General features: G+C 48.6%; 31 protein-coding genes. All 31 read right to left on the bottom strand.

Annotation, left to right across the window (positions count from 1 at the left end; all coding sequences use genetic code 11):
• Window positions 1-11 precede the first annotated feature (11 nt).
• The 31 genes from QSJ81_RS16210 to QSJ81_RS16065 all read right to left on the bottom strand — a co-directional run bounded on the left by QSJ81_RS16210 (window position 12) and on the right by QSJ81_RS16065 (window position 23,380).
• Window positions 12-503, bottom strand: a complete 492-nt coding sequence (locus QSJ81_RS16210) for a phage baseplate assembly protein V (protein WP_285718399.1) — start codon at window positions 501-503, stop codon at window positions 12-14.
• On the bottom strand, window positions 503-1,618 hold the full coding sequence (locus QSJ81_RS16205; RefSeq protein WP_285718398.1) for a phage late control D family protein: 1,116 nt from the start codon (window positions 1,616-1,618) through the stop codon (window positions 503-505). Before QSJ81_RS16205 ends, QSJ81_RS16210 begins: the two co-directional genes overlap by 1 nt.
• Window positions 1,519-1,749, bottom strand: a complete 231-nt coding sequence (locus QSJ81_RS25735; protein WP_352230904.1) for a tail protein X — start codon at window positions 1,747-1,749, stop codon at window positions 1,519-1,521. The genes QSJ81_RS16205 and QSJ81_RS25735 overlap by 100 nt, the downstream gene beginning before the upstream one ends.
• On the bottom strand, window positions 1,718-4,009 hold the full coding sequence (locus QSJ81_RS16200) for a phage tail tape measure protein (protein WP_285718397.1): 2,292 nt from the start codon (window positions 4,007-4,009) through the stop codon (window positions 1,718-1,720). The genes QSJ81_RS25735 and QSJ81_RS16200 overlap by 32 nt, the downstream gene beginning before the upstream one ends.
• A gap of 151 nt (window positions 4,010-4,160) precedes the next feature.
• On the bottom strand, window positions 4,161-4,448 hold the full coding sequence (locus QSJ81_RS16195; RefSeq protein WP_285718396.1) for a phage tail assembly protein: 288 nt from the start codon (window positions 4,446-4,448) through the stop codon (window positions 4,161-4,163).
• 14 nt (window positions 4,449-4,462) lie between these two features.
• Entirely contained in the window at window positions 4,463-4,978 is a 516-nt protein-coding gene (locus QSJ81_RS16190) for a phage major tail tube protein (RefSeq protein WP_285718395.1), read from the bottom strand.
• A 13-nt stretch (window positions 4,979-4,991) separates the two neighbouring features.
• A complete protein-coding gene (locus QSJ81_RS16185; RefSeq protein WP_285718394.1) occupies window positions 4,992-6,467 on the bottom strand; it encodes a phage tail sheath family protein in 1,476 nt (491 codons plus the stop codon).
• Window positions 6,468-6,480: 13 nt separating this feature from the next.
• On the bottom strand, window positions 6,481-6,759 hold the full coding sequence (locus tag QSJ81_RS16180; protein WP_285718393.1) for a hypothetical protein: 279 nt from the start codon (window positions 6,757-6,759) through the stop codon (window positions 6,481-6,483).
• Window positions 6,749-7,231 carry a hypothetical protein gene (locus QSJ81_RS16175; protein ID WP_285718392.1) on the bottom strand — a complete coding sequence of 161 codons (483 nt, stop codon included), beginning with the start codon at window positions 7,229-7,231 and terminating at the stop codon, window positions 6,749-6,751. The genes QSJ81_RS16180 and QSJ81_RS16175 overlap by 11 nt, the downstream gene beginning before the upstream one ends.
• A gap of 1 nt (window position 7,232) precedes the next feature.
• A complete protein-coding gene (locus QSJ81_RS16170) occupies window positions 7,233-7,808 on the bottom strand; it encodes a phage tail protein (RefSeq protein WP_285718391.1) in 576 nt (191 codons plus the stop codon).
• Window positions 7,805-8,128, bottom strand: a complete 324-nt coding sequence (locus QSJ81_RS16165; protein ID WP_285718390.1) for a hypothetical protein — start codon at window positions 8,126-8,128, stop codon at window positions 7,805-7,807. The genes QSJ81_RS16170 and QSJ81_RS16165 overlap by 4 nt, the downstream gene beginning before the upstream one ends.
• On the bottom strand, window positions 8,125-8,478 hold the full coding sequence (locus QSJ81_RS16160) for a hypothetical protein (protein ID WP_285718389.1): 354 nt from the start codon (window positions 8,476-8,478) through the stop codon (window positions 8,125-8,127). The genes QSJ81_RS16165 and QSJ81_RS16160 overlap by 4 nt, the downstream gene beginning before the upstream one ends.
• Before the next feature lie 25 nt (window positions 8,479-8,503).
• Window positions 8,504-9,553, bottom strand: a complete 1,050-nt coding sequence (locus QSJ81_RS16155; protein ID WP_285718388.1) for a major capsid protein — start codon at window positions 9,551-9,553, stop codon at window positions 8,504-8,506.
• Window positions 9,553-9,951, bottom strand: coding sequence for a head decoration protein (locus QSJ81_RS16150; RefSeq protein ID WP_285718387.1), 399 nt, complete (start codon window positions 9,949-9,951; stop codon window positions 9,553-9,555). The genes QSJ81_RS16155 and QSJ81_RS16150 overlap by 1 nt, the downstream gene beginning before the upstream one ends.
• Window positions 9,951-11,147, bottom strand: coding sequence for a head maturation protease, ClpP-related (locus QSJ81_RS16145; protein ID WP_285718386.1), 1,197 nt, complete (start codon window positions 11,145-11,147; stop codon window positions 9,951-9,953). Before QSJ81_RS16145 ends, QSJ81_RS16150 begins: the two co-directional genes overlap by 1 nt.
• Window positions 11,144-12,787, bottom strand: a complete 1,644-nt coding sequence (locus tag QSJ81_RS16140; RefSeq protein WP_285718385.1) for a phage portal protein — start codon at window positions 12,785-12,787, stop codon at window positions 11,144-11,146. The genes QSJ81_RS16145 and QSJ81_RS16140 overlap by 4 nt, the downstream gene beginning before the upstream one ends.
• A gap of 10 nt (window positions 12,788-12,797) precedes the next feature.
• The gene (locus tag QSJ81_RS16135) at window positions 12,798-13,016 is read right to left on the bottom strand and encodes a DUF6148 family protein (protein ID WP_285718384.1); all 219 of its coding nucleotides are present in this window, start codon (window positions 13,014-13,016) and stop codon (window positions 12,798-12,800) included.
• A 15-nt stretch (window positions 13,017-13,031) separates the two neighbouring features.
• On the bottom strand, window positions 13,032-14,948 hold the full coding sequence (locus QSJ81_RS16130) for a phage terminase large subunit family protein (RefSeq protein ID WP_285718383.1): 1,917 nt from the start codon (window positions 14,946-14,948) through the stop codon (window positions 13,032-13,034).
• The gene (locus QSJ81_RS16125; RefSeq protein ID WP_285718382.1) at window positions 14,926-15,462 is read right to left on the bottom strand and encodes a hypothetical protein; all 537 of its coding nucleotides are present in this window, start codon (window positions 15,460-15,462) and stop codon (window positions 14,926-14,928) included. Before QSJ81_RS16125 ends, QSJ81_RS16130 begins: the two co-directional genes overlap by 23 nt.
• Window positions 15,463-16,188: 726 nt before the next feature.
• The gene (locus QSJ81_RS16120; RefSeq protein ID WP_285718381.1) at window positions 16,189-16,542 is read right to left on the bottom strand and encodes a hypothetical protein; all 354 of its coding nucleotides are present in this window, start codon (window positions 16,540-16,542) and stop codon (window positions 16,189-16,191) included.
• Window positions 16,543-16,763: 221 nt separating this feature from the next.
• Window positions 16,764-17,261 carry a hypothetical protein gene (locus QSJ81_RS16115; RefSeq protein ID WP_285718380.1) on the bottom strand — a complete coding sequence of 166 codons (498 nt, stop codon included), beginning with the start codon at window positions 17,259-17,261 and terminating at the stop codon, window positions 16,764-16,766.
• A 63-nt stretch (window positions 17,262-17,324) separates the two neighbouring features.
• A complete protein-coding gene (locus QSJ81_RS16110) occupies window positions 17,325-18,281 on the bottom strand; it encodes a hypothetical protein (protein ID WP_285718379.1) in 957 nt (318 codons plus the stop codon).
• A 43-nt stretch (window positions 18,282-18,324) separates the two neighbouring features.
• The gene (locus QSJ81_RS16105; protein WP_285718378.1) at window positions 18,325-19,083 is read right to left on the bottom strand and encodes a ParA family protein; all 759 of its coding nucleotides are present in this window, start codon (window positions 19,081-19,083) and stop codon (window positions 18,325-18,327) included.
• Window positions 19,055-19,366, bottom strand: coding sequence for a hypothetical protein (locus tag QSJ81_RS16100; RefSeq protein ID WP_285718377.1), 312 nt, complete (start codon window positions 19,364-19,366; stop codon window positions 19,055-19,057). Before QSJ81_RS16100 ends, QSJ81_RS16105 begins: the two co-directional genes overlap by 29 nt.
• Window positions 19,367-19,379: 13 nt before the next feature.
• Window positions 19,380-19,568 carry a hypothetical protein gene (locus QSJ81_RS16095; RefSeq protein WP_285718376.1) on the bottom strand — a complete coding sequence of 63 codons (189 nt, stop codon included), beginning with the start codon at window positions 19,566-19,568 and terminating at the stop codon, window positions 19,380-19,382.
• A 147-nt stretch (window positions 19,569-19,715) separates the two neighbouring features.
• Window positions 19,716-20,003 (bottom strand): hypothetical protein, encoded by a 288-nt coding sequence (locus tag QSJ81_RS16090; protein ID WP_285718375.1) that lies wholly within the window; start codon window positions 20,001-20,003, stop codon window positions 19,716-19,718.
• Window positions 20,000-20,599 (bottom strand): ASCH domain-containing protein, encoded by a 600-nt coding sequence (locus tag QSJ81_RS16085; protein ID WP_285718374.1) that lies wholly within the window; start codon window positions 20,597-20,599, stop codon window positions 20,000-20,002. The genes QSJ81_RS16090 and QSJ81_RS16085 overlap by 4 nt, the downstream gene beginning before the upstream one ends.
• Entirely contained in the window at window positions 20,596-21,051 is a 456-nt protein-coding gene (locus tag QSJ81_RS16080) for a hypothetical protein (protein ID WP_285718373.1), read from the bottom strand. The genes QSJ81_RS16085 and QSJ81_RS16080 overlap by 4 nt, the downstream gene beginning before the upstream one ends.
• Window positions 21,052-21,170: 119 nt before the next feature.
• Complete coding sequence (locus tag QSJ81_RS16075; RefSeq protein ID WP_285718372.1) at window positions 21,171-22,517, bottom strand: DNA cytosine methyltransferase; 1,347 nt, start codon at window positions 22,515-22,517, stop codon at window positions 21,171-21,173.
• 7 nt (window positions 22,518-22,524) lie between these two features.
• On the bottom strand, window positions 22,525-22,878 hold the full coding sequence (locus tag QSJ81_RS16070) for a DNA cytosine methyltransferase (RefSeq protein ID WP_285718371.1): 354 nt from the start codon (window positions 22,876-22,878) through the stop codon (window positions 22,525-22,527).
• Window positions 22,879-22,975: 97 nt separating this feature from the next.
• On the bottom strand, window positions 22,976-23,380 hold the full coding sequence (locus tag QSJ81_RS16065; RefSeq protein ID WP_285718370.1) for a single-stranded DNA-binding protein: 405 nt from the start codon (window positions 23,378-23,380) through the stop codon (window positions 22,976-22,978).
• Window positions 23,381-23,432: the final 52 nt, after the last annotated feature.

The following is a 23,432-nucleotide window of genomic DNA, read 5'->3' as shown; positions in this document are numbered from 1 at the left end:
CTCCCACCCCTTTAATTTGGTTTTCCGGTACTTCCGCCTCCAGATACGACGCCGCCGTGTGTATGATTTTTCAACGACACGCCGCCAGCTATCACATCGCCGGTCACGTTGACGTTACCGGCTGCCGTGATATTGACCGGCCCTGTCGTGATTATCGTCAGCGTACCGCTGGCCCGATCAAATTCCACTTCGGAGCCGTCGGCAAATCGCACATACCGCTTTCCGACCGCGCCGGCTTTCGGAGTATTGCCGCGCACGCTGCACAGCACATAACCCTCGGCATTTCCGGTCGGCATCATCAAGCAAAGCACCTGGTCATTGATGTCCGGCATCCAGTATTCGTCATCTTGTCCGGATCCGCGACAGGCTACCTGCAACCAGGGCGAAACCAGATTATCCATATCGCCAAACGTCACGCGGACGCGCTGGCCCACATCGTCAATGCTTGTCACCGGGCCAACTCGAAACAAGCTGCTTAATATTTTAGCCGCATCAGGTTGCATCAATATCCCTCCAAACAACGGCGCAGCTGCACCGCCACTTTATGACCACCGCTTTGGCTATGCGAAACCTGCGTGACCAACCATTTGCCATCAAACGCGCCGAAATTTTTTAGCGTCACCGTCATTCCGGCCCATACATCCAGCGCGCCGGCAATCGTAAAACCATACGTGTCGGACGCCGAATTTTTCTCGCGCAGCGCCTTTTTTGCTTTGCGCTCTGCTTCGGCCAGACTGTCGACGTGTTCGCGCAGCACCAGGGTCCGCTGTGTCGGCGGAGGATTTGGCGGCGTAAAGGTATACGTCAGCGTCGTTTTGCTTTTCGGCTGCTTGTATTTGATCGTGCAGCTATGATAAACCTCGTTGATCGTCGATTTTCCGCTGTAGCTCAGGAAGGTATACTGCTTTTTATCGATCATCAGCGTCGGTTCAGCCTGCTCATATTTTGCGGCATCGAAAATCACGACTTGCAGATCAGATATTTTGAGCGCCAGACCGGCCTCTTTGCATATCCGGTGCAAAAATTCCAGGTCTGTTTCTTCGGTCTGCTCGATCCGGTCATAATGCGGATCATCAGTCACATCATAAACAAGGGACATTGCCACACCTGCAGCAATGTCCCTTGCAATCACCGATAATTTTGTTTTTTCCCAGGCCCGGTGTTTATTCTGGCCTTTAAGTGGAGACGACTGCGGCACCGAAAGCGCCTTGATTTTGACTTCCGCCGGCGGCCCGCCGACCTCGATTTCGTCGATTTCAAACCGGCCGAGCGGCAGCTGACTATCCTCACCGTCTTTGTTCCAATTTTTACGCCGGATCGTCGCCGTCAGCGTATCGCCACGGCTCGGAAACCAGTTGCCCTGCCATAGCTGCGCCCGGTCTTCGACCGTGATCTGCAGATCGTCTGCCTGGCCGCTCAGATTATCCGTATATGACCAGCTTTTTAAGTGCGGCGCAAGGTCGGCCGTAATACTGGTTTTATTGTAGATCACATCCAGCCAACTTTGCCGCGCCGTACTCACGACCGCCTCCACGGCGGCAGGTTCTGCGTCACGTTTGGAGCGACATCCGGCACCTGCAGCACTACGCCGGCCGAAAAGACCACTGTGCGGATCCATGCCGGATTTGCCGCCATTAGGACGTCCATGCGGCGCTCGTCGCCGTAAATATTATAAGCGATTCCGTCCCACATATCGCCTTGCTTTGTCGTGTACATACTAATAAGCAACCCTCGCCCTCTGCGCCTCATACCGTTCCATTTGCGCTTCGAAATCTTCGCGATCTTTGCGCGCGACTTCCGCCACCTTTTCCGGATCTGCGCCGATAATCTGATAATTTGGCGCATATGTTACCTGCATACTGCCGGCAGCTCCTTGTTTTGAAGCCATCACCTGCACCGGCTGCACCGGCGGCTCGACGCCCAGACGCTTTTGCACTTGCGCCAACACCTGTAGGCCGCGTGTCCGATTTTTAATCGGCACAATACCCTCTTCGCCCGCCTCGGCAACCATACCAAGATGCGGCCGATCAAATATGCCGCCGTCGGCATGCATTCTAATACCAGGAGCGCCGCCCGTTGGCGTCGGCATCGAGGAAAAAGCGTTTTTCATGGACTGCCATTTATCAGATACCCAATTGAAAAACGGTGCGAAAATTCCTTTGATGTTATCGACGAACACTGTCACGCTCGCCAGCACGCCGTCCCAATCGCCGGTTAAAACACTTTTTACCACGCCCCACGCCATCTTGATATAAGCGACATACGCCTCAAATATCGCAACGCCGGCGCTTTTAAAAAATTCCCACGCGGCCAGTACCGCATCGACCGCCGTTGATACAGCCGAAATCATCCAGGGACAAAACCGCTGGATATAACCTTTGAAATCGTCCCAGTGTTTTACCACGTAGAAGATCGCCGCGCCGATTGCCACCACGCCGATCACGATCAGTGCGATCGGATTGGCCGCCATAATGAAATTAAGCGCCGCCTGGGCGCCTGCCCACAGTTTCGTCGCGCCTGATACATTGCGCATAATGCTATACAATTTGACTGCATCGCGGCCCATTGCAACCATATTCTGCCCCATCTGGTAGAACGCAGTCGCTGCCTTTATTCCAATGATCGCGCCAAGTACCCAGGCCAGTTTGTCAAACCCGCCTACCGCATACGCCAATCCTTTCGCAATGCCGATGCCGACCACGGCAACCTCTTTCGCGCCCTTGATAAACTGGATCGTGTACGGGATGCATGCTTTCAACCCATTTGCGAATTGCGATGCAAACTGTTTGACGTCGCCCTGGTTCATTTTGATCAGATCAGTTAATTCTTGCGCGCCGGTTGTCAGCGCCGGTAAAATCGCTGCGCCGATGATATTTTTAACGCCGTCGACTGTATTGCCGAATTGCTTTTTCACCTTGCCATAGGCCGCTGCCTGCTTTACTGTCGTTTCGTCGAGCACCAGGCCGAGCTTTTTCGCCTCCTCACGGAATGACGCCAGGCCGGCTTCTCCTTGATTCAAAAGCGGCATCATCGCCAAACCTTCTTTCCCGAACAGAGCCACCGCCAGACGCGTCTTTTCCGCCGGATCTTTCACATTACTCAAAGCACCGGCAATTTTCATCAGCGCCCGATCCGGCCCGATCTGACTCAGCTCCTGCGCGGACAGTCCAATCTGTTCCAGCGCCAGGTTCAAGCCGCTCGCCTCTTTGATGACCTCCTGGTTGCCCTTCGGCCCCAGTTTTTTCTCTTTAAAGGCGTTTTCGGCTTTTGCCAGCGATACAACCATCTTTTTCATGCAGCCGTCGAAGTCATCGGCCGCGACGTTGCTCATTTTCGCTGCATACTGCAGTTCCTGGTACGCCTCGATGCCGATCCCCAACTTCGCGTTAGCTCCGCGAGCTTTCGCGGCTTTTTCCATGACGCCATTTGCAAAACCGAGAGCCGTCGCATAATAGCCAGACAAGGCAACCGTTGCGGCCGTTGCGGCACCCGCAACCGATTTAAACGCCGATACACTCGACGCTTTGAATTTATCTGCGTGCGCCTGCAAGGCTGCATACGTGGATTTTTGCTGGTTCAATCGCCCGATTTCCTGGCCGAGCTTTCGGTTTTGCGCTGCCAGATCCGTCGTCGCGACGCCGGCTTCCTTTAGGCTGGCCCGCACTTTTCCGAGCGTCGCCTGCTGCTGATCGACTTTATCCTTCATCTTTGCAGCTTCGTTCTTTGCCTGTTCAAAAGACCGCGTCAACGCCTTTGTAGGCGTTTCGGCGGTCTTCATTTCGTTAGCTAGGGCTTTTACTTTGTCTTGTGCGGCCTTGTATTCGCGTTCCGTTGCAACCAGTTCGCGCTTCATGGCGTCAAATTGCGTAATTTTGCCCTGATTTGCCGTCAATTTTCGGATCTGTCCGTCCACATTTGCGATCGATTTTTGCGCCGAAAGAAACGTTTGACTGAAGTTTGAACCCAATTTTCCGGCCAATTCAAAGGCAATTTGATAGATTTTCGCCATTTTTAGCCCTCCTTTTTGGACGATTTTCGCACAAAATGAAGCCATAAAAGCATCTTTTTTAGCTCCATTTTTACGAAAAATTCAAGTCGATCCTCGGTATTTTGCGCTAATTCCATGCACAAACCGCGAATCAAATCGCCCAGGCGCTTATCTACAAGTCCGAGCCGCCGAAAAAACTCATCACCAGCATCGTCGCGCGTGCAAAATCCTTCGCCGGCATTTTGCGCATAAAACCAAAATCGACTTTTGCCGCCCGCGCAAAGACGCCTGCATGGTAGGCTTTCGAAATGTCGATGATCGGCGCGATCGTCCCGTTTGTCGTCATTTCCATTTCCGCCGTCAGCAAATCATCGCCGGTGAGTGCATCCAGATCGTAATTGATCGTATCAAACGTTTTCCCTTCGTATTCGACCGGCTTAGTCAGTTTAAAACTTGGCATTTTCGTCACTCCTTTTAAATTCCAAGATCATTGCGAACAGCTGCCAGGTAATCAGTACCCTGGATCCGCGCAATGAAGTTGTATTTATCAATTTCGATTTGTTCTTCGCCGTTGAAATAGACTTTAATATATGAGACTTCAAATTCGTTTTTCGTGTCCGTCTGCGCGGCGACGACCATTTTCCCCAGGCCCGTCTTTTTCGGGCTCGCTTTCACAATGACTTTGACCGGCACTGTAGAATACAAGCCGGATCCCGTATCGTAAACCTGCTGGCTGCCGCGAAACTCCAGCGCGTGAGCCGCTGGCTGCGCTAGGATCATCGCTTCTTTTGTGATTGTCCGCCAGCTGACGCCGAGCGTCATCGCTGCAAAATGTCCCATGACCGGCGCTTCGACTTCGCCACCAATACCGGCCCCGGTAATTTTCTGTGTAATCTGATCCAAAGACGGCAAATCAACACTGGCCGTACCCATCAGTCGCGAGCCGTCCAAATAGACGGCATAGTTGATCATATTTTCCGGTAAATTCACGTCTTACCCCCCTTTATCCAAACAGCGTTTTGAGATATTGCGGATCAAATTCCAGCTGATCCTCGATGTCCTGCGCCGGCGTCGGCGGTGTCATATAGGTATGGAAGCGGATCGTGCCATTCATCAGATCTGTCACCGGATTTTCCGTTTCCAGCAGCTTCATGCGGCCACCCAGCAGAAAACCGCGCGCCGTCAGTCCGTTCAAGCGAAGATTTTCGCTATTTACAAACGTTTCGACCAGTACTCGATTCAACGGCTTGTCGAGCTTTTGCCAATAAGTCAGTAAAAACGTATTTGCCTGCCAGTCGAACATTCGGCGGATACAGAGAAAAGCATCTTTCGGATCCGTGGATGCCGGAAAAGCCGCCGTCATGTTGCCCCACAATCTCCAGCCGCCGATAAAATTGAGCGCCGTCGTGATGCCCTGGCTGTTCAAATAATTCGCCATCGTCAAGTCCAGAATGACTTCCGTCCCGTCTTCCAAGCAAAGCCCGTCCATTTGCAAATTCTTGTTCGAGCCTGATTCATACGGCACATCGTCGTTCGTACTGTCTACCAGGCAATTCAAGCCGGCCTGCTGCGTCGACATGTGAAAAATCCGGCTGCCGAGCTTCACGCGCGGCCAACACAGCGTCTGCCGGTTGAAAACATAATTGTTTTGATTTTTCCATGCCGGCACGTCTTGATATTTGCGCAGCGTGTCCGTCGGTGCATCGCACAGAGCGATACACTTAAAAACACCGTTGATCGCGGCAGCTTTAGCTTCCATTACCGCAGCCACTTCCGGCCTCGTCGACCAGTGCGGCGCGACAAGTTGCCCTGGCGGCATCCGGAAACGCGGAAATACTTGATTGATCAGTTCCAATCCGGACAGTTTGCCAGTTGCCGCATCAACACCGCCAATAATATCAGCGCTTGTCACCATCGTCGGATCCAGCTGCGTAAACGATACCGACAGCGTGGCCGTATCGTTTGCAATCGCGCCGTTTTTCATCCGAGTGATCACTGCATTACCGCTTGCGTCATACGCTGTAGTATAGTCCGTACCGAGCGCCAGCGGCTGCCCTGCTTGCGTCAGCTTGATGACGATGCTTGACAGGATAACGTCCGTCCCCAGCGACACGCTGCCGATCGTGCCATTACCGAGCGCGAGCGTAACCGCTTGATCTTTTAATGCCTTGCTATGCTTCGCCGGATCCAACACATTGACAAATACCACCGGCGCAACATTGAACAGCTGAAAATGGCTGTACATAAATTCGCAGAGCGTGTATTTTTTCCAGTCATCCGAATAACCGAGCGACGTCACCACATCACCGTAAACATTCGCCAATACCGGCACGTTTGTCGGCCCGCATCCATTTTCTCCGATACTGCCGGCAAGGTGGATCGGAGCTGTACCGAATACGACCGGCATCCCGGCGCTGGTCTGCGCCGGCGGCACGATCGACGTCGGCACATCGCTCGAAAAAATCCCATGTTTAAACATTGTTTGCCCCCCCTTACTTGTAAAAATGCTGTTTGATTGCGTTATTATGCCAACTCTCGGAGCTGGTCGGATTTTTAAGCGCCAGGCGCACCGGAGCCAGCTCGGCAATCGGCACCATCAGTTGCTCAACAGACGGACATTCGGCAGCCGCTTGCGTCATATGTTCAGGCAACTCGCCGATGATTACCGCATGCTGCTGCAAGCCATATTGGCGCGGCAGCGTCGGTCCACAATACACCCGGTGTAGATTTCCTTTTTTATCATTTTTTTTATCTTCGGCTTTAATAGACATCGTTTGCAGTCTCTCCTTCTTCCCAATTTTCCTGCGGCATCGGAACAACCCAGGTCGTCAGCATATATCCTTCCCACAGCGGCCATGTTTCGCCGTTCGGAGCTTGCCATTTGAGCGGCAAAATCGTCCGGTAACGCTGCTCTAAAAACGGATATTCGTGCAGGTTCTTCCGGATCCGTTCCATGATCATCAGAGTCATCCGCTGGCCTAGCTGTACGTCCTTTGTCTTGGTCACGACCTTAATCGCAACTTTCGCCGTCGCTTTCGCCGCATCAGCCATCTGATCCATATCGTCATCACCTTCAAACAGGCGGACGGCCACAGCAAACTCGTCGTCCTGATCACCTTCACGCGGCGGCGGCAAAAAGCCGCTAACCACATTCAGCGCTTTCGCTCCGCTTGCCGTCGGCATTGTCAAATCGCGCGTAATTTCTTCAACACGCCGCGCGAGCGCGTCCTGCAGCAGAATCATTTTACTTCCCCTTTTCCAGCAGCCAATCAACCTCATGCGCAATCCGTTTTAAAAACCGCTCTTGCGCGCTGCTCATAACATTCGTCGCCAGGTTCGCTTCGCCGAGCATCTGCGGCACCGACGGGCCATGCAGCTCTTTCAGCGGCAGCCGCGCTTTGCCGACGCGGATCGCGACGCCGACACGGCCGCCCTGGAGCTTCGCCACAAATGCACCTTTGATCGGCTTGCCGCCGCTCTTTTTGACACTGACGCGCAGCGTGCTTCCCGGCTTTTGCTTGCCAGGCTGTGCCGGCTTTACGCGGAAATTGATCAACGGCAGCGGCGCACCAGACGCGCCGATCGACGCCGTGAGCGTCGACGGATTGGATTTTTTCAGCTGCATTGCATTCCGGACGTCGGACGCTTTGACGTCATAATTATCACGCACGCTGCGCACCAGGTCTGTCCTTACGCCGGTAATGGTACGATTTAGGGCCGAGTTGATCGCCCTCGGCCCCCCGTTTTTGATGTGACTTAGCAGAGCATTCGCCCTTGCAACTTCTTGCGCAAATCCCGGAAAGTCGATCAACTCGCTCATCGTCCGTTTACCTCCAGGCGCAACTCATAGCAGCCGCAATCGTCAAAACAATCCGCGACAACATAGTCTTTTTTGTCAAACTCAATCAGCTGCCCTTTCACCGGCCGCCGCTTGATCATCTTCGCCGAAAAATACAGTGTGATGCTGTTCATCCATCCCTCTTCTAGCGGATGCTGCATCGCACCGTCCACGTCGTGCTCGATCGTCAGTGGTATGTTATAGGTCACATCTTCAATCACCAGCGTATGAGTTTCGGCAAATTGATCCTCATTAAAAAAGACCTGGTCAATATCTTTTGCCATCAGGTCTTTTAGCTTCATTTTTTCAATTCGTTAGGATCCACCAGTGGTAATCCTGCGCCATCTTCGTCCGGCTGATTGGTTTCGCCGCTGCCACTATCGACAGCATCTCCTTTGCCCTTGCTTCCGCTCTTTCCTTTACCGTCGTCTTTATCTTTCCCCGCATTATCTTCCTTTGCCGGATCCTTCGGCGGATCTTGCACCGGCGGCTGCACCGGAGTGGCCGGACGCGGCGGCAGCTTAACAATGTCACCATTGCTTTCCTCTACCAGTTTGCGGGCCACCTCGTCATCCATATCGTACAGCGTCGATCCCGTCCCAAACACTTCACCGTTATGGCGAACGCTGAAACGCAAAATTTGAATATCCATTTTGTTTTTCCTCCGTTTTCTTCGTTTAGAATACTTTCAAAGTATACCAATCGTCAGTGGTTTCCGGCTTGACAACAGCTTTGCTGGCGACGCGCAGCATCTTCGTATCTTTTCCTTGCTCGCTCCAAACTTTCGGAACGTTCGAACCTTCATAAGTACGATAAACGTCGTCAAATTCGAGCTGCGTTACTGCTCCGAACAGCTGTGATCCACGACCACGCGCACCGATAACAACATACCCGTCCGGAATGTATTGTTGGATTGCTCCGGCATCGTCCTGATAAATTCCATCATAGCCGTACAGCTCCAGATTCAAACTTTCAATCATGCCGATTCTTACAACGCCCGGCGACGTAATGCGCGGAGCCAGGTTCATCATGGACAAGTTACTCAGGTTCGGTACTTTCAAAATGTCCTTAATGCCGGCATTTTGCATAAACCAGTTTTGCGTTTTGAAGCTCATAATCCCGACATCCGGAACGATGCCGGCGGCTCTTGATACCGACTGCGACGCCATCTGCAGCTGCCCGTATGCGTCGGCAGACAAATTCGTCCACATGTCGGATCCGCTCATGATCATTTTTTGCGTCCAGTCGCTGAATGTGACGGTGTCAATCAGCTGCGTCTTGCCGTCGTCCGCATAGCCTGCGACCTGGAATTGCCCGAAAACCATTGTTTGCGAACACATCCACTCAATACGGCGCGTGTTCATCGCAATCAGATCCGCCATATCCTGCGCCCGTAACTCCATTTCACGCTGCGCCGGCGTTTTGCTGGAAAAAACATTTTCGCCAAACCCACGCGCCTCAATGTCTCCCGCAGTCGTTGGCCGCTCCGGAGCCATCATCGGCGGTTCATATTCTTTCGTAACAAAGCCTGTTCGGTTCACGTTGACTCCAGATCCGCCTTTTGCCACGAACGGAGACATCTGCCGATTCCCTTTGCGATAATCCATCAGAACAGTCTTCGTCACAAATGTTTTCGGATTCGGGAAAAACGTGTCACGCAGTAACGTCTGCGGCGGAAAGGATCGGCTGATCGCCTCCAATAATGTTTGCGTTTGATTCAAATTCATTAGCATCCAACTCCTTTGCTGCTAGTCAAATAAATGTTCAGATCGCGCAATGTTGCTTCGTGTTTATCAACCGTGTCACTACCGCCAAAGGTCAGCGCCTCGCGGTTAAAGCATCCGCTCTTAGCAACGACCACCATGACATCTGCGGCAGTCGTGTCGATATTATCAGTAAGCAGCACACTGTCTGCCGTCTGGCTGCCGTCCGTGTTTACGCTGTTTACCCTTTGGCATTTACCCTGCGTCGCACCGGCTGCTGTAATCTTTCCAAGCACCGCGCCGCTCACATACGTTCCGCTTCCTTTCGCCAGCGTTTCAACCGACGTGTGAATCGGCGGATTGACGCCGCCAACCAGGTTTTTGTAACTGAAAGTTGCTGCAGTTCCAACCAATTCCGACATTACTTCGCCACCCCATTCTTCCGGTTCATCACTTCGGCCATATAATCGGCCGCCGCGTTAACCTCTTTTTTATCCTTGTTTTCAATTTGTCCGCCGGATCCGACGCCATTGACACCAGATTGCGCCGAGTCTTCGATGACTTTTGCGAACGGATGCGCTCCCGGTGCCGGTGCTTGCTGATCACTCGGCGCTGCCGGCGTCATTTTGTTGATGATCTCGACGAATGTTTTCACGTTTTCGGCCGACTTGCCGGTCTTTTTAGCATCGCAGACGATCGCGTGGATCGCCGCGTTTTGTACGTTATCGAGCGCATCCAGCGCTGCGATTCGCGCCGACTCTTGGCCCACCGCATCAGCGGCAAGCTCCGCGCATAAATCCGGATAGGCTTTGCGCAAATCCGCACAGTTTTTGATAATCACCGTTGTTTCCTCCCTTTGCTGTCTCATGTTATTTTGCACTTTCGGCAGCCGCGCCTGGGCGATTGCATTGCGCAGACCGGCGACATTGCTCAGTCGCCGCACGTCATGCCGTGACGCATTGTTGACGACCAAATAATTGCCGTCCACCATTGTCGGCAGCAGCGACTCCATCAGGCCCTCTCGCCCGTCGTCTGTTTCCTGATCCAGTAACTCGCCGGAGCCGGTCGAATTTTCAATTTCATCCGCGAAACCATACTGCAGCGCCATCGACGCCGTCATCCAGGTTTCCGCGTCCATCATGCTCGACAGTTGCTTTTGCGTGAGATTACATTTCTGCATGTAGACGTCAATAATGTTTTGTTTGATTGTCTCCAGCGCCTGGGACATATTCGCCAGCTCCGTCGCGTCAAAGCTCGCGCCCCATCCTGTCTGCAGTGTCGGATTATGGATCATGATCATTGATCCGACCGGCATGATCACCTTCCCGGCCGTCATAATAATCGTTGCCGCGCTGGCCGCAATGCCGTCCACGCATATCGTCACATTGCCCGCGTAATTTTTCAGCTGATTGCAAATGTTATGCGCTGCAAAGACGTCACCGCCGTCGCTGTCGATCCGGACGCGCACGTCCTTGCCGGTGCAGGCTGCCAAATCTTTTGCAAATTGTTCCGGCGTGACCTCGTCGCCCCACCAAGACGTTTTCGAAATGTCGCCGTACAAAATCAGCTCGACCTCTCCTACGTTTGCCAAGCTGTTTTTAAAACTCCAAAACTTCACTCAGGTTGCCCTCCTTCCGGCTGTGATTCTTCCTGTTTGTTTACCGTTGCCGTCAATGCCGGCAGTCCGAGCTGCTTCATGCGGCTCAGTTCTTGCGCGCTGCGCTCGACGTTTTCGTCCCAATCCTGTCCGGTCAGCTCAGCTGTCTCTTTCTCGCGTGTGCTGTAGCCGTACTGTACACGCAGCGCCGATCCTTGCACCTCTTTAACTGGATCAAGCACGCCCATAACCGGGCCGTACCATTCCGCGCTGCACCAGGCAGCTTTGATCAACGGATCCGTAAAAAATCCCGGCGCATCAATACGGCCAATCGCCACCGCTTCCGTCAGCCATGCCTCATAAACCGGCTGGCAAAAATCCCTGGCAAACCAGGTGCGGCGCATTTTAAAAGCCGCCCAGGCTTGCAACAGCGCCGCGCGGCTTGCCGAGTATGAAGAGTTAAAAGACTTCGTCAATACTTCTGCCGGTATATCCAGCGCCGCGCCGATCTGTTGGATCAGCTGTTTGGTAAACGGCTCATAAGTTGACAGCGTCCGGCTGGCGTCCATACTGGTCACGTCATAGCCAGGCGGTAAGACGTTCAGCGTACCACTACCAAGCTCGAACGAGTTCGGATCCACACTGACTTTTTCGTCTTCTCCGTAGGCTTCCGGAAGCGGAAATCCGCCGTTAGTAGACGCGCCCATCTGTTCTTTAATAAAAACGCTGAAAAACGACTTGATAATGGCGCTCGTCAGCTCCGCCTCGGTATAGCGCCCGATCTGCTTTAAAACCTCTAATACCGGCGCAAGCTCCGGCACACCCCGGTATTGTTCCGGCCGCGTGTCATGACTGATTTGCAATATGTTCGGCGCGCCGGTCTTTACTCCGAACGCCTCCACCCGACTCCACTCCGGTACTTCCTGTGTATTCGCCGGATCATACGGATACCGGCTCGCGATCCAGTATGCAACCACCGCGCCGTCGTCATCGATCTCGACTCCGTTGACGATGCGGTTTCCATTTTGCGGATTGTGTACCGTGACCATCCACGGATTCAATGTCGCCGCCAGGCTCTGTACTCCTGGATTGCATACGCGACTCGCCTCGATCACCCGCAGACGCAGACTGTAAGGCATTCCAGGCATTGGCCGACGATATTGAAATGTTGCGAAGCTATCGCCGTCAATCATGTAACACTGATAGGCGATGTCCTGCAGGTCATATAAATTGTTTTTGCGCGTAATGTCGCAAAACTTAGAGCTGGCGAAGATCTCGAATTCCGTTTTAACTTTGCGACTCCATTCTTTCGCCTGTTCGGCCGTCATACCGACCAGACCGGTTTTCGGTTTCGGACTCAGCCGCAGCCCCGCGCCGATCACGTTCGTTCTCGACGTTCCGATCGCGCTGGATGCCAGCGGATTATTCATTACTGAGTCGGCCGATCGTGCCCGTAGCGTGTTAAGATTTACGTCAATGTCTGACTGCGGACTGCTCCGGATCGGCGTCCATGCCGCCAGTCCCGGCTTCGAATAACTTGCCGCGCCGGTAGAGTATCCGGTGTTTTTTATTTGCCGTGTGATCGTGGCACCGACTTTCTTTTCCTGCGCCGGTGCCGGCGTGGGCGTCCTCGCTCTCGCCAAATGTTTCCTTCGTCCCATTCATGCCACCTCAGTCCCGTAAAATGCAGCGGCGCGCCCGCGTTCCCGGCACCGGCCCGTCGCATCCGGCACCGGCCGCCAGTAGTTGGTTAATACCTGAGTTAACGCTGCTTAATTCAGCGCGCCGGATCCGCCGTTTTCCGGTCTGGTACTCCTGGCCGGTCAGCACTTCTTTTTCTGTCTCTAAATAGCTCTGCAGCCGTTGTTTTTGGATCTCGCTGACGCTCATGCTGGCACCCCCTTTTTAGTAAGCAGAAGACCGCCGAATGCAGCCATATTGCTGCTGCTTTTTCGGCGGCCCCTTCTGTTCTGTTTTCTTTGGTTGTTCATCGGCGCTCTCTAAGCCGAGCGCCTGCCGGTATTTTTCCCAGTTCGGATTGATCGTCTGCAGGTTCGCCAGGTTATACACCCGCAAGTCCAGCGGCTCGTTTCGCTTGTCACTCGAAACGTTTTCCCAAACCATAACCCGCTTCCCTTTCCGGATGCGCGGCACCAATCGCTCTGCGATCATGCCGTTAAAATACGCCCGGTCATAACCACGCGCAGTCATCGCGGCCCCTTCATCGCCCTTTGCATCGAGAGGAAAGTGAAAGTATTTCTGCCCTGGTTCCTCGATCTGCAGCCGATCCATTACATACTGCTTTCCACTATCAACCCCCAACATGATCAGTGGGATCCCGTATGCCGGCACCTTCGAAAATTTGTAGATCAGCGGCAAGCCTGCCACATCCCCCATGCCCTTGATCGCAAAACGACCTTTGCGGAAATTGCGCTGACAATATTCATACACCTCCTTCGTATAGTGACCACCTGAGTCAATCAGTGTGCGTGCGACGATCAGTCCGGTGCCGTTTATAAACCGATATGTGCGATCCAGCTGCTCGTCCAGCTCCTTCCATACTTCCGGCATATCCGGTACGCCCCAAATGACACCCTTGCGGATCCCCCAGTTTTCTTCACCGACGCCCCAGCCGCAAATCTCATATTCCAGCCGGTTATCTTGGGTATCGACGGCCGCCGTAAGCAGCAGCACGCCGTCCGGCAGCTCCGCGCCGTAGTCTTCGCGCCGGCGCAGGAAAATATCAGCGTCCTCGATCGCGCCTTTCGCTTCGTAACTCTCGCCAAAGCGCGTATTATAGACAACTTTTTCACGCTCCGGCACGCCCTTCGCTTCCAGGTACTCCCGCATGACATCGTCCCATTTGATCCATGGCGACGCAAAGCAATTGACAAAAAAACTACGGATGCCGTTTTCCAGCGCCGCAGGGTTTTGCATCACATATTCTTGTTCCGTTTGGGCCATCTCTGCCTGAGTAAATGCTTTGCCACAGTCCGGACAGCGCCATTTCACCCAAAGGACGATTACAAACTTTGTACCGTCCGAGTTGATCGTCTCGGTATGCTCGTAATCAATATTACGATGCGTGACCAGGTGCAGCTCACCGCAGCCTGGGCATTTATGCTGCCACTCTTCCTGCGTTCCGGCCATATATTCTGTATCGATGCGCGACGCTCCCTTGATCGTCGGAGTCGAAAACAATCCCATGATCTTATTCCAAAATGTCGTCATCCGTTTCGCCGCCAGCTCGACCGGATCGCCCTCCGTTCCGGCGCTGTCCGGAAAACGGTCAACCTCGTCGGCGAGCAGCACGCGGATCGGACGACTCGCCAGTCCCGACGGACTATTTGCACCGCACATAATCAGACGGCCGCCGGGAAACAACTTGCTTAATATTGTATTGCCGCTTATTTTCGCCTTGACGTCCGCAAACAGATTCGCCAATACTTTCGTGTCGCGCAGCATCGGCGATATGCGACTTTTCGAATAGTCTTCCGCCAGCTCGATCGTCGGCTGGATCATCATGATCGGCCCTGGATCAATGTGCGCAAAGCGCCCCAGAACGTTATTCATAATGTCCGATTTGCCGATCTGCGACGCTGACTTGACCACAACCTTCCAGATTTTCGACGTCGTAAAAGCGTCCATGATGGCTCGCTGGTACGGAGCGCGATCCGTTCGCCAGCGGCCAGGCTCCGCCGACGCCTCCGACGACAGAACTCGAAACTTGTCGGCCCACTCCGACACCGACATCTTCGGTATTGGTGCCAGCGCTTTCTTTAAAACCTTGGCGAAAAGGCTACGTGTCTTCGCCAGGTTCATCCTCGATCTCTCCTTCGAAAAGTTCCGTCTTATATTCCGACAGCTCTTGCAGCTTTTCCTCGATCGCGCTGTTTATGTTTTCATAAATTTCTTCCTGGTCTTTGCCGGCCAATCGTGGCGCAAGCTGACTCGCTAATCCGAGCAGCTGCGTGCGTAGCGTCGTCAGCATTTCCGTCATAACCAGCTCGACGTCCCTGGCTTCGTGCATTTTGCCTTTCGTCTTATCCAGGCGGATCTCCGTCAGCTCGCGCTTCGCTTTTTCGTGCAGCGCTTTTTCTTCCCAATAGATCGCCTGAAATTCTTCGTCGCCGTCTTCCTCTTTCGCCGAGCTTTTCACATACCGGACATACCTCTGGATATTTTCCAGCAGCAAATATTTGCGATTCACTTCGCGCACCAGTATATTTTCATCTGCCATCTGGTTAATGCGCGGCCGCGTCAAATTAAAACAGCTCGCCAATGTGTCCGACGACACAACCAAATCCGAAATATCTTTTCTAAATTCAACCGCCACAGCGCACCCCCAAATCCTACAGAGTTTTTAACCCGGTTTTTTATAGTTTTTAGCAGGACTTTTCGCATTATTTCCCAAAAAATCGAGAGCCTGCAAAACCTTGCCATTTCTAAACGCGCCACCATCGTGTTTTTTTACAGTAGACACGTTTTTCTAAAAACTTTTCGAAAGTAAATGTCCGAAAAAAAACGCCATTTATCTAGTCGAAAGTCGGGGTTCGATAGACCCGCAGGCTTTTTGCTTCGCTGGAAGTACCTACGCCCTCCAACCCGCGAAACTACTGGCCTAATCCCCTGTTCATTTCTGTCTTCTTAATTTTTGCCTACTTTTCGTAGCGCCGTAGACTTTGCGTCATAGGCATCGAGCTCACCTTTCTCCGCCTGGTGGAGAGCATCCGCACACCAATGAAGTCGTCTTGCGCCTTGATAACAGCCACGTCAGTGTCCACCATAGCGCGTACAATTTGCACCGTTCCCTCGCGCTTATGTCTAATCTGCGCCGCAGCTATTGTCGCTTCACCGTGACCTCTGCTCGGCTGCAGTCTGGCGACACTTGGGCACCAATCCTGCAAGCGTCGCGATCTCATTGCTGCAGACCGATAATAAGTACATCTGTGCTCGCGTGGTGACGGATCATCCGCGCCACGATCTTCGTCCTTGTTGTCGGCACTATGCCGGCCCCCTTTTTTCAGAAATGTCGCGTAACCCTGGTATAAATATTTTTTTCCTAAACATTAACATCATCCGCCCGATATTCTCTAAATCTCCACGCCTTATGAACTATCTCTTGTATAACCTCTAATGGTTTATCCTCACGTCTTGCTATAATTTCGAACAATTCATCGTCAGTAATCTCTCCCCTATGATCGGCTCCATGACATCCCATACTCATAGAAGCAGGTCCACATAGTTTTAAGCAATTTTCTTTAATGTCTGGGCCACTACACCCTTTTCCTTTTACATGAGCAACTTCTAAAACATAAAAGCCATTTGACATCCTGCCGCATTTTTCGCAGTGGTCAATGGCTTTTACTTTCTTCATACCTTTCGGATCTACTATTCTCTTCTTTTTTTCTAGCATCTTTTGGCACCGTCCTATCTCTGCACCTTGCAGACTTGGTATGTAAGGTTGCTCTTATACAGTCGTTATTTACGTTACAAGCACAGTCTGTATAACAAATCAATCTATCACCTCATTTTAGGCATAATAAAAACCGCCCACAGTCGGGAGCGGTTTCAACTTTTTCCATGATATTATAATAACACCTTAATATTGTACTTTTCGGCTGCCGAAAAGTATTTTTATAAACATCCTCGCTTTATTGCAATTCTTACTACTATGTCAACCATACTATCCCACCATGATCTCATAGTCCTATCACTAGGTACATGATCGTAATTATATAGTCTATTTATCTTTTCAGCATAATTTACTTGAGTATAACCCGCCCAATTTGGTCTTCCAATATCTCCATCATGCTTAATATCTTCTGCTAGTCGTCTAACTTCAAGGAAGACCTTTTTTTTGGGGCTTAATATCCTTTCTGCATCTTCTATAGTCATAATCCATAGTTCATATTCTTTTAATTTCCCTAAATCTACTGCCTTCTGTGCGGTTGGGTTACCTGTTCCCGAACCAATAGGCATTCCAGTATATTGAGTAGCTGCCAGTTCCGAGAAGTTATTTAACATTTGGAAATATAAATGCCTCCGTTGGTGATAGTATAAAAGCCACTCTGCCGCTGTTTGATTTTGCTTCTTAATGTCCTGCCAAGTTATATCTAGTGCTAGAATTGCCATTTTTTTACCCCCACAAAATCAATTATTAAATACCATTAGGGAGGTCTAGCCTCCCTTTATAAATTATTTATTTTTAAAGATATCTTCACCCATAACCTTAAATACTTCTTTACTTACTACTTTAATTAATAGTTCTAAAAGTCTTATATATTCGGTGTTTTCGGCTGTTTCTTTATTTCTGTCATGCGTGGCTATACTTAATCTTTGTTCTAGAATCCCTTTGATTTTATTAGCTGCATCTATAGTTATTTGTGGTGAAATATTATTGTTTGCATCCTGTAAATTGCTTAATTCCTCAACCTGATTAGTCAATAATTGATTTTGTTTCTTAAGAAATTCATAATCAGCTGGAATTACTTCTTTAATAACTTCCTGAACCGCTATTTCGATTGGTCTATCAACCAGTTTTTTATTTTCCCTACGAAGTACTGTATTATCTTCCTCGGTAATATCAAGAGCTTTTTCTAGCTCTTTTAATTCATTTTCTGCTTCTTCCGCTCGGCGTTCGGCTTCTTTTTGGGCTTTGATAGCTTCCTGTAATTGTTTGTTCGTGGTTATTTCACCATTTAAAACTGCTTCTTTAAGTTCTAAAGGTGTAGACGGTCTAGCAGTTTCATAAGCTAATGTTTTAGGAAGAGATTCAATAAAATCTCGCTTGTCAGAATTTCTGACAATCAAGTCATGATAGTTCATTAATCTTGATGACATTTCACGATTAAACCCTATTGATTCACACCACTCACCAAAACAACCATATCCATGCTTTGCTAACTGTTCCTGGGCTTCCCTTAGTTCTTTACCAACATCGTACCTAGCTTTATGAAATACACTTTCAATATTTTTTTCTTTTTCTTTCAAGAATTGCTTAGTTTCATTATCAACTAATGATATATCTAAAAAGTTACCTTTTTCAATATTGGCTGCATTGCTTTTAAAGTCATTACCCGCCCCTATTATTTCACTCTTATCTGCAGGTTTTGATTGTGAGTTTAATAGATTATTTAAGTTAAATTTTGCCATTACTCCACCCCCTGTAAAGGTATCCAACTTGGACACCTTTATTTCATTCCCCTAAATACTCTTTAACAAAGTTCATATAATCCTTTGCAGCTCCGCACCGTTGCGAGTATTCAATGATTGGCTGTCTCGAAAATGTACTTTCATCTACTTTCTCTGTTCTTCTGATATGAGTAGCAAAGATAGGATAGTTTGCTTGGTTGTTTAAGTGGTCTTCGCCTTGAACATTTACATCATTTTTTGTAAATTGTGTAACTAGGCATCCCTTGAAGTTTAATGTTGGGTTTAATTCTTTGATTGCTTCAAACTGCTCTGTTAGTTCTTTTAGTCCGTCAAACGAAAACTGATCTATTTTTATTGGCACTATTACTTCATTGGCAGCGACTAGGCTATTTATTACACTGATATTAATATCTGGTGCATTATCTATAATGCAGTAATCATATTCTGATTCGATTTGTTGTAAAGCTTTTTTTAAGATGGTTTGCTGTTGCCTTGATACGTCCATGATAATTTGTAAATTAGCATTTACAAGGTTCATATTTGCACTAATTAAATCTAGATTAGCGTATTGGGTATGTTGTATAACCTCACGTATCTTGGTATTCCTTACTGTTAGCAATTCGGCTATCCCTGGCATTTCGTAATTATGTAAGTTGAAAAACTTCGATGAATTTCCTTGCTTATCATTATCTATTAGCAAGACCCGCTTACCGTGGATTATTGCTAGTATATGGGCCATGTTAATAGCTGTTATGGTTTTAGCTACTCCACCTTTAAGATTTAGGATGGATACATTTTTCATGACACTCTCTCCTTATTGCAATTAGGTTTTCGGTTATTACTACTCTCCCACCGCTACATGCAACCTTACCTAAAGGTGTTTTATCACGCCATTTACCTTTTATGAGTTGGAATCTTCCAAACACGATCATTTTTGCTTCTGGTGCTTTATCTTCATCAGAGAATAAGTACCATTTCTTCTCTGGGTCAACTATTAAAATAAATTTAGTTAATCCTTTATTTGCTGCATATACCTTTGCTCCACTCTTAGCAGTTCCCTTTGAAGGATATGGATTACTTATCATGTATAGCCGCCTCCTATTCTTTTGCCTTTAATTCACAGAAATACCTTAACGCACATCCAAGTGTATAGGTATTTTTTTCTTTACACGGGCTAGAACGATAGATTCCTTTGCATGGTATACTTTCTAGAATTACTTTTAGTCCTTTTTCTGTGGCTTGTCCTAGCTTTGCCATCCTTTCAAGTTCTTTTTTCTTCTCGCGCATTATCCCACTATTCTCCTGTCATGGATAACCTGTATCTTGCTGGTTATCTTTTTATTGATAGACAGCAAGGTACACGAAACACTTATAAAGCGATAATTAATCCAAGTGATGCAACTATGTATTTTACCTAATATGATTATCTTGGTTTTATCTTTCATGGCTTACCTCCGCCAGTAATTCTGATCGTTTTTGGCAAAAATCATATTCATTCTTACAACATCCATGAGTTAAACAATTAGTAGAACCGTAATTAAATAGTTCATTACAAATATTCACTTTTACCGCCAACCGCCCTAACTCAGCGTATTTTTCTTGCTGTCTAAATGCTATAAGAATATCTTGAAGATTAATTCCAGTCATTTTCATAATGAATTGATCATCAATATTATCATTAATCAACAACTGTACCCTATTACGCATCTTAGCATCCATCATTCTCCCTCCTCATCATAAGGCACTCTAATTTCATCATTACACTTTTCGCATATATCAGAATCAACACTAGTGTCTACTTCATCACATGGCTTGTCGTAATGCTTGCACCAGTACTCAATATTACTATCCATCACTCTTCCCCTATCTGTAGCACCCGCCCAATTCCAAATCCTCTGCTGCCCTCTAGCTGGTATTGGGTCTATTGATTGCACGTTGGATAGTATCCATGCATAACGTCCAATAGTGAAATCACCAAGTTCCAGTTCAATCCCCGTAACCTTTATGCCATTTTCTAAAACAGCTGCTACTCTTTTTTCATTTCCGATTTTGAGGGATACCTTTCCGACTACCCTAAGACAATCCACTAAATTAGCTATAGCGATAATAGCACCGAAATGCATTTCTGGGGCAAAGATGCCGTATTGTTCGGCTCTAGCCACTATATGACGAATACGCTCACCTTTTTTATCTTGATCCTTGGCTGCGTGTATGGCTATTGGGCCTCTGTATTTGGTTTCCCATGATCTAGTCTCTATTGCTTTAGCACCTGCAGGTATAAACCCCGCCCATGGCTGTAATATGGTTATTGCTTTCATGATTTTTCACCTTCTGATATAAGTCTGTCTATTTCAGCGGCAATCAAGGCCCCTGCTTTTGTTAATTCACGAATACGGTCATTTGGTGTAGACTTCCACCAATTATTACTCCAAGGCCATAATTTCTCTATGATACAATACCATGTTCTTTTTTCTGTAGGTATAGCATAACAAGCAGCTGCCAATGCAAGTTCTCCTTTTCTATGCTCCTGATCGTGTTCTTCTGTCCACCCTTCTTGTTCTATTTGCCGTTGACGCTCTCTAAATATCAATCCAGTGCCTTTTAATTCTTCAGGTTTATATCTTGCTCTCTCTTCTTGGTCTAATCTATCAAAATGGTAAATTAATTCGGTTAAATCTTTCCTATAGACTAATGCTAAATCTACCCTGCGCCCTGGCTGCCTCATTAAAGCAGCTTCCTTTAATCGATTTAATTGCTCTTTAAAACTCATGTTATCCCGCCCTCCCCAATATAACCTCTCTCCTACCATCTTGGTATACGATGCAGGCTAGGATACGGTAGTTACGCCGTATCCATTTCCAACTTGATTTAGCACTTATTTGCCGCATCTTATACCGCCTGTTCGGTAGCAACTTCACCGTAACCGTCACAAAATTCAGGAAGGTTAGCTCTTACAAGTGCTATTGCAAATGGTGGAGGCACTGCATTCCCACACCTGGCTACTTGTGCTGATTTAGAATACTTTTTTCCATCACAATCTCGGTCAATAATGTAATCTTTCGGGAAACCATTTGCCGTAAATAATTCATGTGGTTCTAACATCCTCATGCCTATATCTACGATCTGATAATCTTGACCGTGAATAGTTACTAATCCGAATCTATCTTTTGTAGTAACAGTGTGCATTGGTCCGTCTAAAGATTGTCCTTCGCCAGTGCCATAATACTTTAGTAGAAATGCTCTAACCTCTCCCACATGCATCCCGCCGGCTGTAATAGTTGGTATTGGTTCCGTTACTGGTTGCCCATCTTTACAAGTTCCTCTTAATTTAATTAAATGACTTGTTACGAGTGCATTATGATCGACGGTTGTCACTGTGGGAGCAGGATCATTCAGGTTTGCTCCTGGTCCTGTATATCCACCGCCATAATGCTTGGCGAGGAAAGCAGCTACTAAACTAAATTTATTACCTCCTGCTGTAACGGTGCCTAGTGGTTTATTTAAATCCAGTACACGTCTTCCTTCTGGATCTCCATACCCCATCTGAATTAAGACAGGACTAATTAATGCATGTTGATTGCCTGTTGTAATGGTTCTTATTGGTTCGTCTACTTTGCTTCCTGGGTGACCTGTCGTATTTACCATCAATGTAGGTGTAACCAATAAATGTTCTGCCTTTGTAGTCACTGTTGTAAGAGGATCATTAATGTCATACTGTAGTCGATTACCGCCAAAGCCAGTCTGACCTATTCGCGCGATATATGGAGTAACCATCCCCCAACCATTCTTCGCAGTAATAGTCTGTAGCGGATCATCAACGCTCTGCCCTCTAAAATCAGTACCATGGTGATTAACCTTAATAATAAAAGGATCAGCATTATCTATTACAAATCGTTGTATTCCTCTGGCAATCCTTCGCATGGTGTTTTTAGCTAACTCTTTTTTACGCTCAAATATGGACGGACAATCCAGTGACCAGTCAATGCATTCAGCGGCAACTTTCCAAGGTTTTAGTTTTCCATTTTTTACTTCTAAGCTTTTTGGGTCTCCATGTGTCGGATTCGGCCAAACAATCTTTTGACCATCACACCGCGCAATTAGAAATAGTCTCTTTCGAATTGTTGGTGCCCCATAGTCACATGCTTTTAACTCTCTCCAATCTACTTGATATCCTTGACGTTTTAACGCATTTACAAAGGCTTGAAAGGTCCTGCCTTTCTTACTAGTATCTGGCATGCCATTTTCAAGTAGCGGCCCATCGGACAGCTACCCATGCCAATCCTCGAATTTTCTTTTCAACTGGTTTCCCGCCCTTGGCTTTGCTAAAGTGTTTGCAGTCAGGTGAAAACCAGCATAAAGCCACTTGTCTGCCGCCTGTAACTATTCTTGGATCAATATCCCATACTGACTCACAATAATGCTCAGTGTCGGGATGGTTAACCTTATGCATTGCAATTGCAGCAGGGTCATGATTGATTGCTATATCTACAGAGCGGCCTATTGCTAAACTTATTCCCGTACTAGCACCCCCGCCACCCGCGAAGTTGTCTACTATAATTTCGCGGAATAATGAAGCTTGTTTTGTTGCTTGTTTCATACTCACCCCTCCCTCACGCTCTAATAACATTTTTAAACCCGCCCCCGATTGACTAGCTTTTCAGCCTTTTTCCTGTTCCGTTTTCTCGGAGGCTCTATCAAAAAGGAATTTCTTCTTCGGGAAAAACCTCTGTCCCAAATGAACTGGTATCATATCCTGCGGTTTTGGCAGGAGCTGCAGCAGGATTACTTACTGCTTGCTTTGTATCTAAAAATTCAATGTTCTGAGCTACTACGTCGGCAGCTCTCCGTTTTTGTCCATCCTTTTCATAGTCACGAATTTGTAAACGTCCTTCTACTAGTACACGACGACCTTTTGTAAGGTTGTTTCCGCAAACTTCAGCTAACTTGTCCCATACTACGACAGGAATAAAATCAGCGCGTTTGTTTTCACCATATCCTGTATCTACTGCAACACTAAAAGAAGCTACTGCTTTGCCTGTTTGGGTATATCTCACGTCTGGATCTCTAGTCAAGCGCCCCACTATGATCACTTTATTCAAATTATTTCCCCCTTTCTTTTTGCCCTTATTCTGTCGGAATTTCTATAAACTA

Origin of the sequence: Pelosinus sp. IPA-1 (assembly GCF_030269905.1) — a bacterium.
GTDB lineage: Bacteria > Bacillota > Negativicutes > DSM-13327 > DSM-13327 > Pelosinus.
Note: the sequence above shows the minus strand (reverse complement) of the source record. Positions and strands in the feature narration are given on the sequence as shown.